At 42.6% G+C, this 18,065-nt stretch carries 9 protein-coding genes, 1 other RNA gene and 1 pseudogene; 8 read left to right on the top strand and 3 right to left on the bottom strand.

Features of this window, described 5'->3' with window-relative positions; genetic code table 11:
- Positions 1-49 precede the first annotated feature (49 nt).
- The 8 genes and pseudogenes from ACTHN6_RS19405 to ACTHN6_RS19370 all read left to right on the top strand — a co-directional run bounded on the left by ACTHN6_RS19405 (position 50) and on the right by ACTHN6_RS19370 (position 14,567).
- Positions 50-3,181, top strand: a complete 3,132-nt coding sequence (locus ACTHN6_RS19405; protein ID WP_440437436.1) for a SusC/RagA family TonB-linked outer membrane protein — start codon at positions 50-52, stop codon at positions 3,179-3,181.
- A gap of 13 nt (positions 3,182-3,194) precedes the next feature.
- A complete protein-coding gene (locus ACTHN6_RS19400; RefSeq protein WP_440437435.1) occupies positions 3,195-5,027 on the top strand; it encodes a RagB/SusD family nutrient uptake outer membrane protein in 1,833 nt (610 codons plus the stop codon).
- 31 nt (positions 5,028-5,058) lie between these two features.
- A complete protein-coding gene (locus tag ACTHN6_RS19395; protein WP_440437434.1) occupies positions 5,059-5,901 on the top strand; it encodes a sugar phosphate isomerase/epimerase family protein in 843 nt (280 codons plus the stop codon).
- Positions 5,902-6,075: 174 nt separating this feature from the next.
- Positions 6,076-7,470 (top strand): glucuronate isomerase, encoded by a 1,395-nt coding sequence (uxaC, locus tag ACTHN6_RS19390; RefSeq protein ID WP_440437433.1) that lies wholly within the window; start codon positions 6,076-6,078, stop codon positions 7,468-7,470.
- 287 nt (positions 7,471-7,757) lie between these two features.
- Positions 7,758-10,058, top strand: a complete 2,301-nt coding sequence (locus tag ACTHN6_RS19385; RefSeq protein WP_440437432.1) for a DUF7133 domain-containing protein — start codon at positions 7,758-7,760, stop codon at positions 10,056-10,058.
- Positions 10,059-10,272: 214 nt separating this feature from the next.
- On the top strand, positions 10,273-11,460 hold the full coding sequence (locus ACTHN6_RS19380) for a Gfo/Idh/MocA family protein (protein WP_440437431.1): 1,188 nt from the start codon (positions 10,273-10,275) through the stop codon (positions 11,458-11,460).
- 74 nt (positions 11,461-11,534) lie between these two features.
- On the top strand, positions 11,535-12,863 hold the full coding sequence (locus ACTHN6_RS19375) for an MFS transporter (RefSeq protein WP_440437430.1): 1,329 nt from the start codon (positions 11,535-11,537) through the stop codon (positions 12,861-12,863).
- Positions 12,864-13,029: 166 nt separating this feature from the next.
- Positions 13,030-14,567 (top strand): annotated as a pseudogene (locus ACTHN6_RS19370) (IS1182 family transposase).
- 146 nt (positions 14,568-14,713) lie between these two features.
- Here the strand turns inward: ACTHN6_RS19370 and fsa are convergent.
- From fsa to ACTHN6_RS19355, 3 genes are all read right to left on the bottom strand, one after another.
- Positions 14,714-15,367, bottom strand: coding sequence for a fructose-6-phosphate aldolase (gene fsa / locus ACTHN6_RS19365; RefSeq protein ID WP_440437429.1), 654 nt, complete (start codon positions 15,365-15,367; stop codon positions 14,714-14,716).
- An 89-nt stretch (positions 15,368-15,456) separates the two neighbouring features.
- Positions 15,457-15,556: signal recognition particle sRNA small type (ffs, locus tag ACTHN6_RS19360), an RNA gene on the bottom strand.
- 35 nt (positions 15,557-15,591) lie between these two features.
- Positions 15,592-16,875 (bottom strand): DUF5103 domain-containing protein, encoded by a 1,284-nt coding sequence (locus tag ACTHN6_RS19355; RefSeq protein ID WP_440437428.1) that lies wholly within the window; start codon positions 16,873-16,875, stop codon positions 15,592-15,594.
- Positions 16,876-18,065: the final 1,190 nt, after the last annotated feature.

The following is an 18,065-nucleotide window of genomic DNA, read 5'->3' as shown; positions in this document are numbered from 1 at the left end:
TGAATCGCACTGCAATTTCTTTTATCTATTCACAACTAAATACTGCATTATGAAAAAAATCTTTTACAAATGCATGCTATGGTCAGCATGCCTGCTCTTTTATGCGACGGGCAGTTTATACGCGCAGTCGCATGTATCAGTAAAAGGCACTGTAACAGCCAAAGAAAATACAAAGCCCCTGGAAGGTGTAACCGTGATGGTTGAAGGCACAAAGCACGGTGTTACAACAAATGCTGACGGAAGTTTTACGCTTTCAAATGTTCCGTCATCGGGCAAACTTGTTTTTTCTTTTGTCGGTTATAAATCACAGACAATACCCATTAACGGGCAAACCAATATTAATGTAGCGCTTGAACTGGAAAGCAGCACACTCGACCAGGTGGTGGTTATCGGTTATGGAACACAGCAGAAGAAAGACTTAACGGGTGCCGTAGCGCAGTTAAAAGCCTCACAGCTTGAAAACGAAAATCCCACGCAGGTAACCGATATGCTGCGCGGTAATGTAGCAGGCTTAAACATCTCGCAAACCAATTCAGCTTCGGCTAAAGGCGGTGGCGATTTGCAGATACGCGGCCGTTCTTCCATCAATGCCGGCACCACGCCATTGATAGTGGTGGATGGGGTTATTTATCCCGGTTCTTTAAGCGATATCAATCCCAATGACATCAATACCATCGATGTTTTAAAAGATGCCACATCCGCTGCTGTGTTTGGTGCAAAATCTGCCAGCGGCGTTATCATCATTACTACAAAAAAAGGTTCACGCGGAAAACCACAAATAACGCTTAACTCAAATTTTGGGTATGGCGAACTGGCCATGAACCAGCCGATATATGACGGGCCCGGTTTTGTTGCCTGGAGAACAGACGTATTGAACAGCATTAACGTTAACCATAAACCCTACCAGTTTAATGATCCCAGCACCCTGCCGGATTCTATTTCGGTAGAAGAATGGATGGCGTATGATAACTCGCAGGGCGACCCCGTGGATGTGTGGCTGAATAGGTTAAAAATGTATCCTGTTGAAATAGCCAATTACAAAGCCGGCAAAACAACCGACTGGTACAACATGATGTTTCATAAAGGTTTCCGGCAGGACCATACGGTAAGTGTGTCCGGAAGAAAAGATGAAGTATCTTACTATTTATCTGCCAACTATACCGACAATGACGGGGTAATTGTGGGCGATGATTACCAGATATTCAGGGTAAGGACAAACCTTGAGGCCAAAATTGCAAAGTTCTTAACTGCCGGTATCAACTTCCAGTTTGCCGACAGGGATGAAAGCCAGGTGCCTGTGAATTGGGGGCAAATGGTAAACGCATCACCATATGGTGAAAAATATAAAGATGGCAGCACAGATTTAAGGGATAGCCCGAATGATGATGTGGGCAATAATATCAATCCTTTCCTGGATTATACTTATACCAACCGCCTTCAAAAAACAAATACATTGTTTGGAACAATGTTCGTAAAGGGCGAATTGCCTTATGGCTTTTCTTACCAGGTGAACTTTACACCCAACTATGAATTTTACCGCTATTTCAATGGTATATCTGCTAAAGATTTTCAATACAAAGCAAGAGGCGGCGTAGCCACACGCATTGATCAAACAACATTTAACTGGCAGGTAGATAATCTTATTAAATGGAACAAAACCTATGGTGATCATGCTTTCGATTTTACATTTCTGTTGAATGCTGAAAAATTCCAGTCATGGTGGGACAGGATGGATAATGAAGGCTTTTCACCCAATGATGCTTTAAGCTATCACAATATAGGCGCCGGTATTAAACCGGTTATCAGCAGCGACGACCAGGTAAGCACAGGTGATGCCATGATGGGCCGTTTAAATTATTCCTATAAACAACGTTACCTGTTAACAGCGTCTTTCCGCCGCGATGGTTATTCAGCATTTGGCCAGAAAAATCCGAGGGCAGATTTTCCCGCTGTTGCATTGGGATGGGTTTTCTCCCAGGAAAAATTCATGCAGTCCAACTGGTTGAGTTATGGTAAACTGCGTGCCTCGTGGGGAAAGAATGGTAACCGGGATATTGGGCGCTATAATGCCTTATCTAATCTTAACACCGGTAAATATCAATACATAAAAGCAGACGGAACAATTGTATTAATATCCCAGTTGTATGTTGACAGGCTGCAGAACCCCGACCTGAAATGGGAAAAAACGACTTCCTATAACCTGGGTCTTGATTTCGGCTTATTCAATAACAGGATAAACGGTTCTGTTGATGTATATGAAAAGCAAACAAAAGACCTTTTGATACTACGCTCATTACCGGATATTTCAGGCTTTTCCAATGTCTGGGATAATCTCGGCCAGGTAAATAATAAGGGCCTTGAAATTAGTATTACCAGCGCCAATATTGCCCATAAGAATTTTGCCTGGAATACTACACTAAACTTTTCATTAAACAGGAATGAGATAAAGCATTTGTATGGCGCTGTTGATGTTACTGATTCTACCGGCAAAGTAATAGGCCGTGAGGAAAGAGATGATGTTGCCAACAGGTGGTTTATTGGTCATGCGCTGGATGCAATATGGGATTTAAAAGTGCTGGGCGTATGGCAGCAGGATGAAGCAGATGAAGCCGCCAAATATGGTGTGAAACCAGGCGATTTTAAAGTGCAGGATGTAAATGGCGATGGTAAATATTCTGATGACGACAGGCAATTCCTCGGTTATAGTAACCCGCGTTTTCAATGGACATTGAGAAACCAGTTTACCTATAAAGGTTTTGATTTGTCTTTCATGATTTATTCAAGCTGGGGGCAGAAGTTATCGTATAACAGCGCCAAGAATAACTCAGGTTTTATCGATCGCCAGAATTCTTATATCGTTCCTTACTGGACGCCGGATAATCCAACCAACAAATATGCAAGGTTGTATTCCAGCAATGGCAGCGCCGGCTTTAATGTGTACCGGTCCGCATCATTCATCCGCCTGAACAACATTGCGCTTGCTTATAGCTTGCCGCAATCCATTGTAAGCAAAGCCGGTTTGGAAAGCATGAAATTGTATGCCAACGTAACAAATGTGGGCGTGTTTGCACCCGATTGGGATTTCTGGGATCCGGAATTCAGGAACAGGGATAGTGACGGCAATATATCCACTGCCATTCCGCCACGCATTTATTCAATAGGTATTAATGTAGTTTTTTAAAAAATAATTTTATATGAAAATCCATTCAAAATATATAGGCTTTCTGCTGATAATCTTCGCAGGTATTTCAGCAGGCACAGGCTGCAGCAAAGACCGCTTAATACCGGAGCCTTTGTCTTTTTACGAGCCCGATCTTACATATACAACACCTGATGCCATGAAGGCGGCGCTTACATCCTGCAACAGGAATTTAAGGAACGAATATTACGGCGATAATCCGCCCATACTTACCGAAATGGTTTTTTCTGAAGTTACGGTGGAAGGCACAACAGATAAATCGGGCCCGGCTCAGGATTTAAACCTTGTGATCACACCTGACCTGGCAGGCTATAATGATGCTGACCATGCAAGGATTTATTACTACTGGAGTGAAGGATATAAAGGCATTAAATATGCCAACACCATTATATCAAGGATAGACAACGTGACCTGGGATTCACCTGAACAACGCAACTCGTTCCTGGGGCAGGCTTATTTTCATCGTGCCATGCGTTATTATCGGCTCACCAACCAGTTTGGCGATGTGCCGGCCATTATGCATGAGGTGAGCGAAAAAGATTCTGCTGTTAAGCCTTTCTATTCAACCAAGAGAGATGTTATTTTGAGAAAGATGAAAGTTGATCTGGATTCGGCAAAAGACTGGGTATCGGATGATGTCAACCGCGGCGAAGTAACCAAGGGTGCTGTATTGCAGTTACTCACCAAAGTAAACCTTGCACTCGGCGAATTTGATGACGCCATTGCTTCAGCCTCAGCCATTATTGATGGTGGCAAATATCATTTAATGATGCAGCCTTTTGGCGCCACTAAAAAGAATGTGATATGGGATTTGCATCGCCCTGAAAATAAATATATAGGCGAAAACACAGAAGGCATCTATCTCGTAACAGACCATTATGGCGATGGCAGTTATGATGGCGGCACATCTATCATGAGGCAGGCCGTTCCATATTGGGGCACGAATATTACTACACCAAGCGGCAAAAAAGGTACTAACGACGGGGTGTCTGTTAAGTTTGTGCAATCCGCATTATACGGAAGAGGCATTGGCCGCTGCCGGCCCACCAACTACAGCCAGTATGATATATGGACCGACAGCAATGATCTTCGTCATTCCCATGACAACTGGATGAACATGGAAGACCTCTTATACAACAATGATGGCGCTTTGGTAGTAAATGGTGTGGAAGATCCTTATTATATGAAACCTCTGCAGAAATATAACTCTTCAGGCGGTTTGCTTTGTGTTGATACCATCAGGAGCTGGTTTGGATGGCCGCAGTATAAAATATTTATTCCTGACAATGAACATTCACCTATGACTGGCGGCCATTCAGACTGGTATGTTTACCGGCTTGCAGAAACTTATTTGTTACGCGCAGAAGCTTATTTCTGGAAAGGTGACCTTGCCAGCGCCGCTGCAGATATCAATATGGTAAGAACACGTGCCCATTGTGCACCCATAACGCCGGACAAAGTAAACATGGGTACCATATTAGATGAACGCGCCAGGGAATTATTTTATGAAGAACCACGCAAAACAGAGCTCACACGTATAGCCTATATTTTCGCTTTAACACATAAAGTTGCTGAAAATGGCAAGTCGTATTCGCTGGAGAATTTTTCTGATGCCAATTATTTTTACGACAGGATTATAGCCAGGAATAACTTTTACAGGGAAGGCAATGTTACACTTCATGGTGATAAATACACCATAAGCCCTTACCATGTTTTATGGCCGGTGCCTACCAAATCTATACAGGCCAATACGTATGGCCGCATCAATCAGAACAAAGGTTACCAGGGTTATGAGTCAAATGTGCCGGCGTTGGATTATATACCGTAATAACATAAATTGAAACGCTAAAAAAATATAAATGCAATCAAGAAGAAAATTCATACAGGCAGGAACATTAGGCATGGCGGCTTCGGCTGCCATGCCTTTTCTTGGAAAAGCTGCCGTAAACACATCAGGGGAAACAGCTAAACATGAACCCTTAAAACTGGGCATGGCAGGTTATACATTTTTAAACTTCGACCTGGCAACATCCATAAAAATGATGCAGCGCGTAAATGTTACCAGTCTTTCCATTAAAGATTTTCATTTGCCGTTAGATAGCCCGCCTGAAAAAATAAAAGAAGTGCTGCAACAGTTAAGCGATGCAGGCATAACGCCGTATGCAGTGGGTGTTATTTATATGAAGAGTAAAGAAGATGTTGACCGCACTTTTAATTATGCTAAAGCCGTGGGTGTAAATATGATCGTTGGCGTTCCCAATTACGATCTGATAGATTATACCGAACAGAAAGTAAAAGAGCATAACATTAAAATAGCCATACACAATCACGGGCCGATGGATAAATTATATCCAAGCCCCAAAGAAGCGTATGACCGCATCAGCAAAAAAGATAAGCGGATGGGCTTGTGCATTGATATCGGCCACACGCAGCGTACCGGCTTATCCCCTGCCGATGCGGTAGTGCAGTTTAAAGACCGGTTATTCGATCTGCATATAAAAGATGTTACAGCTGCTGTAAACGATGGCAAAGCCATTGATGTAGGCCGCGGCGTAATTGATTTCCCGGCATTTGAAAGGGCCTTGTATAAAATAAATTACCAGGGCATGTGCAGTTTTGAATATGAACTGAACATGAAAGATCCCCTGCCCGGCATTGCCGAATCGTTGGGCTATTTTAAAGGTGTGATGAATACGATTTAATATCGTGTTATACTATTAAATGTTCGTCATTTCGACGTTAAGAGAATTCCACAAAGTGGGATTGAGACACATTGAAAATTATACATGCACGAGATAAATCTTTCGAATATCAGGTTGCGTTAAATTCATGGATCTCTCGTACTTCGGCATGGCGACCGAAAAGTTATTAAAAAGATGAAACCATTTTTATCAGAAGATTTTTTATTACAAACAGATACAGCCAGGCAGTTATATTTTGATCATGCGGCCAACATGCCCATCATAGATTATCACAATCATTTGCCGCCCGATGAAATTGCCGCCAATAAACAGTTTAACAATATTACAGAGCTCTGGCTTAAAGGCGATCATTATAAATGGCGCGCCATGCGCAGCAATGGCATCAATGAAGAACGCATTACAGGCAATGCAGATGATTTTGAAAAATTCAAAGCCTGGGCGGAAACAACGCCTTATACCATGCGCAACCCGCTGTATCATTGGTCGCACCTGGAATTGAAAAAACCTTTTGGTATAACGCAATTGCTGAATGAAGACAGCGCTGCCTCCATTTATGCAGCCTGCAATGAGCAATTACCGAAATACACAACACAGGCGTTGCTCAAATATTTTAAAGTGGAAGCGCTCTGCACAACAGATGATCCCGCTGACGAGCTTATTCATCATAAAAAAATAAGGGAAGCGCCTTTTGGTATAAAAGTATTGCCGGCCTTCAGGCCGGATAAGGCAATGGCGGTTGATGATGCAGAAGCGTATAAAAATTACCTGCAAAAATTATCCGCCATATCGGGTATTGAAATAAATTCCTACGATAGTTTACTGGAAGCATTGCATAAACGCCATGATGTTTTTCATGAAGCAGGTTGCCGCGTTTCAGATCATGGCCTGGATACCTTTCAAAAAGTTGATGGTACCATGCAAGAGCTTGAAAATATATTTTCAAAAGCCATTGCAGGCAAGCCCCTATCGAAAGAAGAATCCATGTTCTTTAAAATGGCAACCCTGTATTTCATCTGCACCTGGAACCATGAAAAAGGCTGGGTGCAACAATTCCATGTTGGGGCATTGCGTAACAACAATACGCGCTTATTAAAACGCATCGGCGCAGATGTCGGCGTGGACTCAATGGGCGACTGGCCTGTGGCCGAAGGCATGTCTGCATTTTTTGATAAGCTGGATAAAGATGATAAGCTTGCAAAAACCATCATCTATAACAATAACCCAATGTATAATGAAGTGTTTGCTACCATGATTGGAAACTTCCAGGATGGCAGCATACCCGGCAAAATACAATATGGCAGCGGCTGGTGGTTTTTAGACCAGAAAGACGGTATGGAAAAGCAAATGAACACATTAAGCAATATGGGTTTGCTAAGCCGCTTTATTGGTATGATAACAGATTCCCGCAGCTTCCTTTCCTTTTCAAGGCATGAGTATTTCAGGCGCATTCTCTGCAACCTGATTGGCAACGATGTGGAGAACGGCGAATTACCTGCTGACATAAAATGGCTGGGTAAAATGGTGGAAGATATTTGCTACAACAATGCGAGAGATTATTTTAAGTTATAAAGCGGAGTGTTGCTATCGGTCTGACGCCTTTGAGGCGTCTGACCGCGTTCAGTCTTCAAGACCAAACCAGTTTAATGTAAAAAGAAGGCTGATAAATTGCAGGCTGCCTGTATTGCAGGAGAATTCTCCTTGCCGAAATGATGTTCAAAGAAATTGAATGAATACAGACATCATAAACACCCAGGCTGTCAAAGTATATATTATATAACGATGTTTGAAAAGGGGCATCTCTCTCCACTTGTAGAGAGGGAACGAGGGCGGGGTAAAATTCTATTAATAACCATTTCATGAAATTATTTGTAACCACTGTAAAAATCCTGATCACCTGCACTGCATTTTTGAGTTTATTAAGTTGTAACAGCCATAATGGAAATGGCGGCAGGCCTGATTCGCTGGCCATACGCAAAAGCATAGAAGATGCGCCGGTGCTGGAGCCTGCTGAAGCTATTAAAAAGATGCACCTGGAAGGTGGCTTTGAAGTGAAACTGGTGGCAGCAGAACCGCTGATTGCGGCACCGGTGGCCATGAATTTTGATAACAAAGGCCGTTTATGGGTTGTAACCATGATGGATTATATGCCGGATACATCGGGCACGGGTGAAGATATGCCAACAGGCAAGGTGATGATATTAAGTGATATAAACGGCGATGGTGTTATGGATAGCAGTAAAGTGTTTTTAGACTCGCTGGTATTGCCGCGTGCCTTATGTTTGATCGACGGCGGCATTCTCGTAGCCGAACCGCCAAAGCTTTGGTATTATGATATTAAAGATGATAAGCCCGTAAACAAAACATTGGTCGACAGCAACTATGCTGACGGCGGCAACGTAGAGCACCAGCCGAATGGTTTACTGCGGGCCATGGACAACTGGATATACAACGCAAAAAGCGATGTGCGCTACCGGAAACAGGGCAATAAATGGCTGAAAGAAAAAACACATTTCCGCGGCCAGTGGGGCATTGCACAGGATGATGAAGGAAGGTTGTTTTATAACACCAACTCAGAAAATTTATTGGGCGATTATTTTATGCCCGGCCTTGGCTCCGGCAATACCAACCAAAGAAAGGTAGCGGGTTATGTTGAACCAATTATTAAAGATAACAGAACATATCCCGTGCGCCCAACACCCGGTGTAAACCGCGGTTATATGGAAGGTGTTCTGGATGATAGTTTGCGCCTCACCAATTTTACAGCCGCCTGCGGCCCCGTAATTTATAACGGCGGTTTATTCAGTGAAGCCTATCATAATAATGCGTTTGTAGCAGAGCCTTCTGCCAATCTTATCAAAAGAAATATCTTAACAGATAAAGGCTACATCATTGACGGAAAACAGGCCTATCAAAACAAAGAATTTTTAGCGAGTGAAGATGAACGCTTCAGGCCGGTGAATTTATATGTGGGCCCTGATGGCGCCCTGTATATTATTGATATGTACCGCGGCATCATTCAGCATAAAACCTATCTCACGCCTTATCTTAAAAATGAAATAAAAGAAAGAAAACTCACCAATCCTTTAAACTGTGGGCGCATCTACAAAATAATTCCGAAAGGCAGTGATGCAAAAAATATCGTGTTTAACAATGATCCGCAGCAGCTTGTTGAATTACTGAAAAATAAAAACGGCTGGGTGCGTAATGAAGCGCAGCAAATGATTATCGACAGCAATTATACGGCTGCATCGCCTGCACTGCATGAATTACTGAAGTCAACAGATAATTTTATCCCGGTTGCACATGCATTGTGGACGCTGGAAGGCTTGCATGTATTGCAGGCAGCGGACGTATTGCCTTTGCTGCAAAGCAATAACTGGCCCATAAGAATGCAGGCATTGGCCGTGCTTCATTCCATAATGAATAAAAATAATTACAACCAGTTCTTGCCGCTGCTGCAGCAGATGGTGAGCGATACACTGGCCGCGCCTTATATTGGTTATATTATGCATGATGTGCAACAATATAATGCTGCCACTGCCAAACAAATACTGGTGCAGTTGGCAGCAAAGTATGCAGCAAATAAATATGTGGCTGATGCCGTGATCAGCAACTTGGAGCATAAGGAAGAAAGCTTTTTGAAAGAAGTAGTAAAAACAAATCCTGATACAACAACGGTGTTTGCAAGAAGACTAAGAAAAGTGATTGATGACATCGCAAAAGCCAGGAACCAGAGCAACCAGAAAAAGCTGGCAATGTTATATCCGCGGGGGGCGCATATATTTACAACGCTTTGCCAAACCTGTCATGGCCCCGATGGCAACGGCGTTACAGCACTGGCACCGCCGCTGAATAAATCAAACTGGGTACAAGGCAATAAAAATCAATTAATACCAATTGTGTTATATGGATTAACAGGGCCTGTGAAAGTGGCGGATCATTTATATAAATCACCGGAAATAAACGGTGATATGCCGGGCATTGGATCGAATGATGAATATAATGATGAAGATATTGCGCAGGTATTAAACTACATTCGTAACTCATGGAACAATAAGGGCGGTGCAATAACGGCAAAGGATATTTCGGACACAAGAAAGAAATATGCCGGAAGGGAAAAAACGTTTACCATGGAAGAGCTGGATGGTATTAAGTAGAGGTTGAGTGTTTGATAAGTTGAGCGGGTTGATAGGTTGATTGGTGAGGGATTGGGAATTTGGAATAAGGAATTGGGAAGCAGGAAAGTGTTGAATGGGAAGAACCTTGTGAACAAGTGAACACATGAACTTTTAAACGGATAGAAATGCTTGCAGCTTGCAGCTAGCAGCTAGCAGCTTGAGGCTTGCAGCTTACAGCTCACAGCTTAAAATTATGGATAAAACAACAATAAAAGCAGGTATCATCGGCTCCGGTTTTGCAGCCAAATTTCATTGCGATGCATTGCAAAGGGTATTCAGCACAGGTATAGAAATAACAGGCGCTTACTCACCCAATGCCGAACGGTTAAAGACTTTTACCTGGCCAAGAAAAATACCGGCATTCAACAGCCTGGATGAACTCATTGCAGCAAGCGACGTATTGCACATTTGCACACCGCCAGTAACGCATGAGCCCATTGTTGTTGCAGCCTTACAGCAAAACAAACATGTTATTGTTGAGAAACCGCTTACAGGATATTTTGGCGATGGCACCGATAACTTTAACGGCGATACTTTTCCAAAACAGCAGGGCCTTGACCATGCTTTGCAAAGCCTGCAAAACATGCTGGATGCAGAAAAGAAAAGTACGGGTAAAATAATGTACGCTGAGAACTGGGTGTATGCACCGGCTGTTCAAAAAGAAAGGGAACTGATACAAAAAACCGGCGCACAAATTTTATACATGCGCGGCGAGCAATCGCACTCCGGTTCGCATTCATTAACGTATGGGATATGGAAATTTTCAGGCGGCGGTTCTATGATGGGCAAAGGCTGTCATCCTTTAAGCGCAGCCATTTATTTTAAACATGTGGAAGGCAGGGCGCGTAATGGCAAACCCATTCATCCAAAAACCATAACGGCACGCACGCATGCTGTAACACGTATGCCCGGTTTTAATAATGAAGGTTATTTAAGAACATCCTATACGGATGTGGAAGATTTTGCCATGCTGCATGTGGTGTTTGAAGATGGCACTTTTGCTAACCTGGTGGCCAGTGAACTGGTGCTGGGCGGCGTACATAATATAATTGAGGTAAACACTACCAATCACAGAACGGTATGCAATATTAATCCGAATGATGCCATGCAATCCTACACACCGGATAAAAAATATTTTGAAGATGTATATGTGCTGGAAAAGATAGAAACAAAACAGGGATGGTCGTGCATATCACCGGACGAAGGATGGTTTGCCGGCTACCAGCATGAAATGGATGCCTTTTACCGGTCGGCGGCTTACGGCGATGCCATTGAAAGCAACAGCAGCCTGGCCGCAGATGTTATTGCCACTATTTATGCAGGCTATGTATCTGCCGAAAACAAAGGGGCCGAAACCGTTATACCGCTAGTGTTATCGTAAACATCGGCTGGGATTATTGTAAATTTTAAAAATTAAACCTGCATTTATATCATCATTAAAACACACTCACAGGCATGCCATTAAACCAAACAACTTCAGGCAACATTAATAACAAAATTGGTAAATATCGCTGGACAATTTGCTCGCTTATATTCTTTGCCACCACTATTAATTATCTTGACAGGCAGGTGATCAGCCTGTTGAAACCCACACTGGAAAAAGAATTTAACTGGAGTGAATCAGACTATTCCAATATTGTTATCGCCTTCCAGTTTGCTTATGCCCTGGGCATGATTGGCGCCGGGAGATTGATTGACAAAATAGGTAGTAAACTGGGATATGCCATCACTTTAACGCTGTGGAGCATTGCCTCCATACTGCATGCCTTTGCAGCAGGTGTGTGGAGCTTTGCAGGCTACCGCGCTTTTTTGGGTGTAACTGAGGCCGGTAACTTTCCCGCAGCATTTAAGGCCGTGGCAGAATGGTTTCCACGCAGGGAACGGGCCTATGCTGCCGGCATTTTTAACTCAGGCACCAATGTGGGTGCCATACTGGCGCCGATAGTAGTGCCCTGGCTGGCCATCAACTATAGCTGGCGCATAGCCTTTATCGCCATCGGCGCCTTTGGTTTTTTATGGCTGATATTCTGGTTTATTTTTTATGAAGTGCCCGAAAAGCAAAAACGCCTGTCCAAAGCGGAGTTTGATTATATACACAGTGATAGAGACGGGGATGATGCGGTGGAGGAGCAGCCTAAAATTTCCTGGGGAAGGTTATTGGTTTTCAGGCAAACCTGGGCCTTTATCGCAGGCAAGTTTTTAACCGACGGCATCTGGTGGTTTTTATTATTCTGGCTGCCTGCATTTTTAGATGCGCAATATAATCTCACCGGCATGCAGGTAAGTTTGCCCATTGCATTTGTTTACACATTAGCGGGTGTTGCAAGCGTTATTGGCGGGTGGCTGCCCATGTATCTTGTAAAGAAAGGGTTTACAGTTATAAAGGCCCGCAAAACTTCCATGCTTATTTATGCCTTTTGTCCTTTGCTGATAATAGCAGCGCAATATGCAGGCGGTTACCATATGTGGTATGCTATTATTATTATTGGCATTGCCGCTTCTGCCCACCAGGCATGGAGTGCCAATTTGTTTACAACCGTGAGCGATATGTTTCCAAAGAACTCAGTAGCTTCTGTAATTGGTATTGGCGGCATGGCGGGTGGCATTGGTGGTATGCTGGTATCAAAATTGGCGGGTTTGTTATTCGATCACTATAAAAACCTCGGGCATATCGAAACCGGCTATTTTATCATGTTCCTGTTTTGCGGGTTTGGATATTTAATTGCATGGCTCATCATGTTCATTGGCCTGGTGCCTAAAATGGAAAAGGTGAAAATTGTGTAATACTTCGACGTCAATAATTCAGAAAATAAAAAAGAGGCTGTCTCAAAAGTTGAGCACAGCCTCTTTTTAATTTTCAGTTTCAGATGCAGTTTATGCACAAATGATGTAGATAAATTTAAGGTAAGCAACAAGCAATGCAGCAGTGCATTGTTTTGTCTTAAGCAGTATGAGTAAACCTAAGCGCAGTGTAGTTTTTAAAGCATATACGCAGGCACAAGCAATGCTGCTTCCGCCATCACTGGATGAGCTTATTACAGCAGACCACCCGGTACGCATCGTAAACCAGGTGCTGGAAAAAATAGATATAGAGCCATTGCTCAAAACATATTCAGGCGGCGGTTCAAGCAGCTTTCATCCCCGCATGTTATTAAAGGTGTTGGTATTTGCCTATATCAACAACAACTACAGCAGCCGCAAAATAGAAGCAGCGTTAAAAGAAAATATTCACTATATGTGGCTCAGCGGTATGAGCACACCCGATCATAATACCATTAACCGTTTTAGAAGTGAGCGTTTGAAAGAAGTATTACGACAGGTGTTTACACAAGTTGTATTGTTGCTTGCAGAAGAAGGATTGCTAAACATAAAAGAATTATATACAGATGGAACGAAGATAGAAGCCAATGCCAACCGGTATACGTTTGTATGGGATAAAGCTATAAAACAAGTAAGGAAAGAATAAAAAAACAGTTGGATGAACTCTGGCAATATGCACAAAATATTGCAGCAGCCGAACTGCCTGATACAGACCCATCAGGCTTTGATAAAATTGATGCGGATAAAGTAGAAAAAACCATCGAACAAATTAATGAAGCTTTAAAAGATAAGCCTGTAAGCAAACAGGTAAACCAAAAGCTGAACTATGCAAAAAAGAACTGGTCATCCAATTTAAAAAAGTATGAAGAGCAGGAAAAGATACTGGGTGAAAGAAACAGTTACTCCAAAACAGATACGGATGCCACCTTCATGCGCATGAAGGAAGACCATATGCTGAACGGACAATTAAAGCCTGCTTATAATTTTCAAATCTCCACTAACAATCAATACATCGTAAACTACTCACTGCACCAGACCACTGCCGATACCACTACACTTGAAGAACATACAGAAATTTATAAACAACAATATAAACAAACACCCAAAGCAATTACTGCTGATGCAGGATATGGCTCTGAACAAAACTATCAGTACTTAAATGAGAACCACATTGAAAACTATGTAAAGTATAATTATTTTGATAAAGACCAGCGCAGTAAAACCGGTAAAAAGCATCTCTTTAAACCAGATGCACTTTATTACAACAGCAAAGGAGATTATTACGTTTGCCCGATGGGTCAGCGCATGCAATGTATAGGCACCCATCAAACAAAAACAAAAACAGGTTTTATACAAACCATCAGCCGTTACCAGGCTGCCAGTTGCAATGGTTGCCCGCTAAGAGGTATTTGTCATAAATCAAAAGGCAACCGCATAATAGAAGTAAATCATACTCTTAATAAATACAAAGAACAGGTAAAAGAAAACTTAAACAGCGAGCAAGGTATTTATCACCGCAAAAAACGCCCCTGCGACGTAGAGCCTGTCTTTGCCAACATCAAAAACAATCATCACTTTAAGCGCTTTATGCTGCGTACCAAATCTAAAACAGAAGTAGAAGCCGGATTGCTTGCACTTGCTCATAATTTAAGAAAGAAAGCGGCTTGAAAAAACCTCTTTCTGGGTTATTAAATTTATACTTACTTCAAAACATAAAATCAATCTGCAAAAAACTGCATACATAATCCTCAAAATAAAAAAACCGCCTCATGGGTTATGAGACGGCCTCTTTTTATTATTCGTTTTTAAAACAATTATTGGGATTTTTTTGCGTCTTCCAGAAATTTAGCCAGGCCAATATCGGTAAGCGGGTGCTTTAGTAAACCCAGGATAGATTCCAGCGGAGAAGTAATTACGTGTGCACCTAATTCCGCTGCCTGTATAATATGGTTGGGGCTACGGATAGAGGCTGCCAGCACCTGGGTTTCATAACCCTGTATGTCGTAAATCTGAACTATTTGGGCAATCAGTTGCATACCATCCCAGCCACTGTCGTCAACGCGGCCGATAAAGGGAGAAATATATCTTGCGCCTGCCTTTGCCGCCAAAATAGCCTGCCCGGCAGAAAAACATAAAGTGCAATTGGTGGCAATGCCGTTATCGGTAAACCATTTAATAGCTTTCACGCCATCCTTGATCATGGGTACTTTAACCACAATATTCTTGTGAATGGCCGCCAGCTTTTTACCTTCTTCAATAATATCTTCAAATTTGGTAGAGATAACTTCGGCGCTTATATCACCATCAACCATTTCGCAAATGGTTTTGTAATGGTTCATAACCGCTTCATTACCTTTAATGCCTTCTTTTGCCATTAAGGAAGGATTGGTGGTTACACCGTCTAAAATGCCAAGATCGTGGGCTTCTTTAATTTGTGCGAGATTAGCTGTATCAATAAAAAATTTCATAGCGCAATGCCGTTTTCCGGTAGTATTTAAGATGAAGAAAAAATCCTGATTATTTATATCCCCCCTTCAGGGGATTAGGGGGTAAAATAAAAAGGCAGGCTTATTACATCGCACCGCTACAACCGCCTACTCTTGCTGCATTCCTGCCCTGGGAGGGTTCAGCAGGAGCTGGTCGTGTAAGACCTGCCGGCCGCAAATGTAAATGATAATCGTCAAAAAAACATTTATTGTTGCGTTAAGTTACGGCTGTCTACCGTAACAGCGCTCACTAAATGGTCGGCACGGTCGCTGAGGGAACGGTAATATACAAGTATGGTATAGGTGTTTTCCGTTTCGGAAAAATCGCCTTCCGTATCTGCAGTTCCGGTAGCATTATTTTTACTGCCGGAGGCTTTGGTTACATAGGTATAGTAATAATAACCATTCTTCAGCAGCAGCGTTTTTTCAAATACGCCTTTATCTGCATTAAAATCCAGTTCACAGCTATTATCATCGCAAACGCCGGTGGCCAGTTCGCCTGTTAAATACACTTTCTGTCCTCCTAATGCAGCAATACTTTTTGGCACAAAGGTGAAATGCACATTGGCATAGTCGCCCTGTGTCCAGGGATTATTCACATCGGTGGTGCTTACCTGGAAAAAGCCGTTCCGGTCAACATAACTTACATAACGGAGGCCGGTGCGCTGCATATCGGGCCGCAGCCACACAGAAAAAGGAACGGTGTTTTGATCAACACTGTCCACCCGTTCGCTTTGAAACCGGAAGCTTCTTAAATCAACCCAGCGGTATGGCCTGCCACCGGGAAAAACCAGCGTGGTTTCGTTATTGTACTCGTACGAATTGCCACGCATAAAAGTGGGCTGAATATTCATTACCGCATTATCCCACCGGAAATTTTGCAGTACCACCACTTTTAATTGCTGCTGCGGGTTACTGATATTGAGCTTTGTTTTATCTACGGTAAACTGCAGCTTCTGGTGGGTGCGGAATCGCTGTGTATTGAAAGGCTGCGTGATCTTCGCCCCTACCGCAATCATATCATTCAGCACCAAAATACGCCTTGTAAATGCCAGCTTCGAGGTATCGCCGTTCAGGTAAACTTTCAGCAGGTAATTACCGCTTAATTTAGGCACACAGTTTTTCTCAGGCAATAAAGCCTGGTAGTGCACATATTTCGTTTTGGCAACAGATGAATTACGGTATTGCATGAGCTTGCCCTGTGTAAAACCCTGCAGGTAATCAAACGGGCTGAGATTGGCCGGCTGCCAGTTGGCGTCGCATAAAACATAGGTATAATTATAGTTTTTTATACCGCCGCCCAGGTCATCAAAATGCAGTTCAAGGCCACTGATTGAATTGACCTTGATAATTGGGTAAGCATCCTGGTTGCCGGTAAGAAAGAGTTTTATGCCATGAATATTGGACATATAAATTTTATCAGGCTGCTGTGCATGCAGGTTAAAACTAAAAAGCAGGATAGCGATAAATGCAAAAGCGGTTTTCTTCATGTATGTACTTCTGACAGTCCAAATGTAGGGTACTTCCGCCGTATCTCCTTGTACCCTCCTCCATACTTCCTTCATGGTTGGTGCATGAAAGTGCATGGTTTGGTGGAATCAACTTCAAACATATGCAAGGTATATAGCGGGTATATAGAAGATACTGCCCGCGCTGCCCATAACACCCCGCCAAACATATAAGATTTAAACATACTGTTTAATGCGTGTTTACGGGTTTGCAGTCTTAAACGGCATTCTCTTTACCGGTTGGTGTCCCCACCAACCGGAATTTTACTTCCCATAAAACCGCTCCCATCCTATTGCCAGCGATGAATAGGTGAAGCTTATCCCGGCCCATGTTTACGTCGCTGCGGGGCCTCGTCCGCACATCGGGCTATACAATGAAGGCCCTGCTATGGCAGAAATAAGAAATATTTAAACCTGGATTATCAAATTAAAGATGGCTGCAAGATATAAAGCTCTTCGAACGTCATTTCGACGATAGGAGAATTGCGAAGCAATCATTGAGGCAAATGAAAATAATTTTTAATCGAAATAAATCTCCTGGAAATGCAGAGGGTTGAATGAGCATGTACGTTTACAGGCAATATCTTTATGTCGCGTTGGGTCTTCGTTAGTGCAAGCCAGGAGACGCTGCATTAAGTAAACACAGGATCTCCCCCTGCGCATCTGGCTTTATAATGAAGAACCTGCTATGACAGAAATAAGAAATATTTAAACCTGGATTATCAAATTAAAGATGACTGCAAAATATAAAGCTTTTCGAACGTCATTTCGACGATAGGAGAATTGCGAAGCAATCATTGAGGCAAATGAAAATAATTTTTAATCGAAATAAATCTCTCGACATTCAACGGGTCTGGATTTTTTCAACCAGGCTGAAATTTGGGAGATGTCTCGTTACCTCAACATGACGATGCAAGTGCTTGCTTAATTATTCAACTGCATTTACATTAAAAATTCTCAGAACAACCACAACCCTTTGCCTATAATGCCCAACAGCCTGCTAGAAAAAATGCAAGTTCTCCAACCGTCATTTCGACGGCAGGAGAACTGCAAATCAATCATTGAGTCAAATGAAAAATAATTTTTTAATCAAAATAAATCTCTTAGCATTCAACGGGTCTGGATTTTTTCAACCAGGCTGAAATTTGGGAGATGTCTCGTTACCTCGACAT

Origin of the sequence: Parafilimonas sp., from assembly GCF_051953455.1 — a bacterium.
GTDB lineage: Bacteria > Bacteroidota > Bacteroidia > Chitinophagales > Chitinophagaceae > Parafilimonas.
The sequence above is the reverse complement of the archived record's forward strand: the minus strand, read 5'-3'. Positions and strand labels throughout refer to the sequence as shown.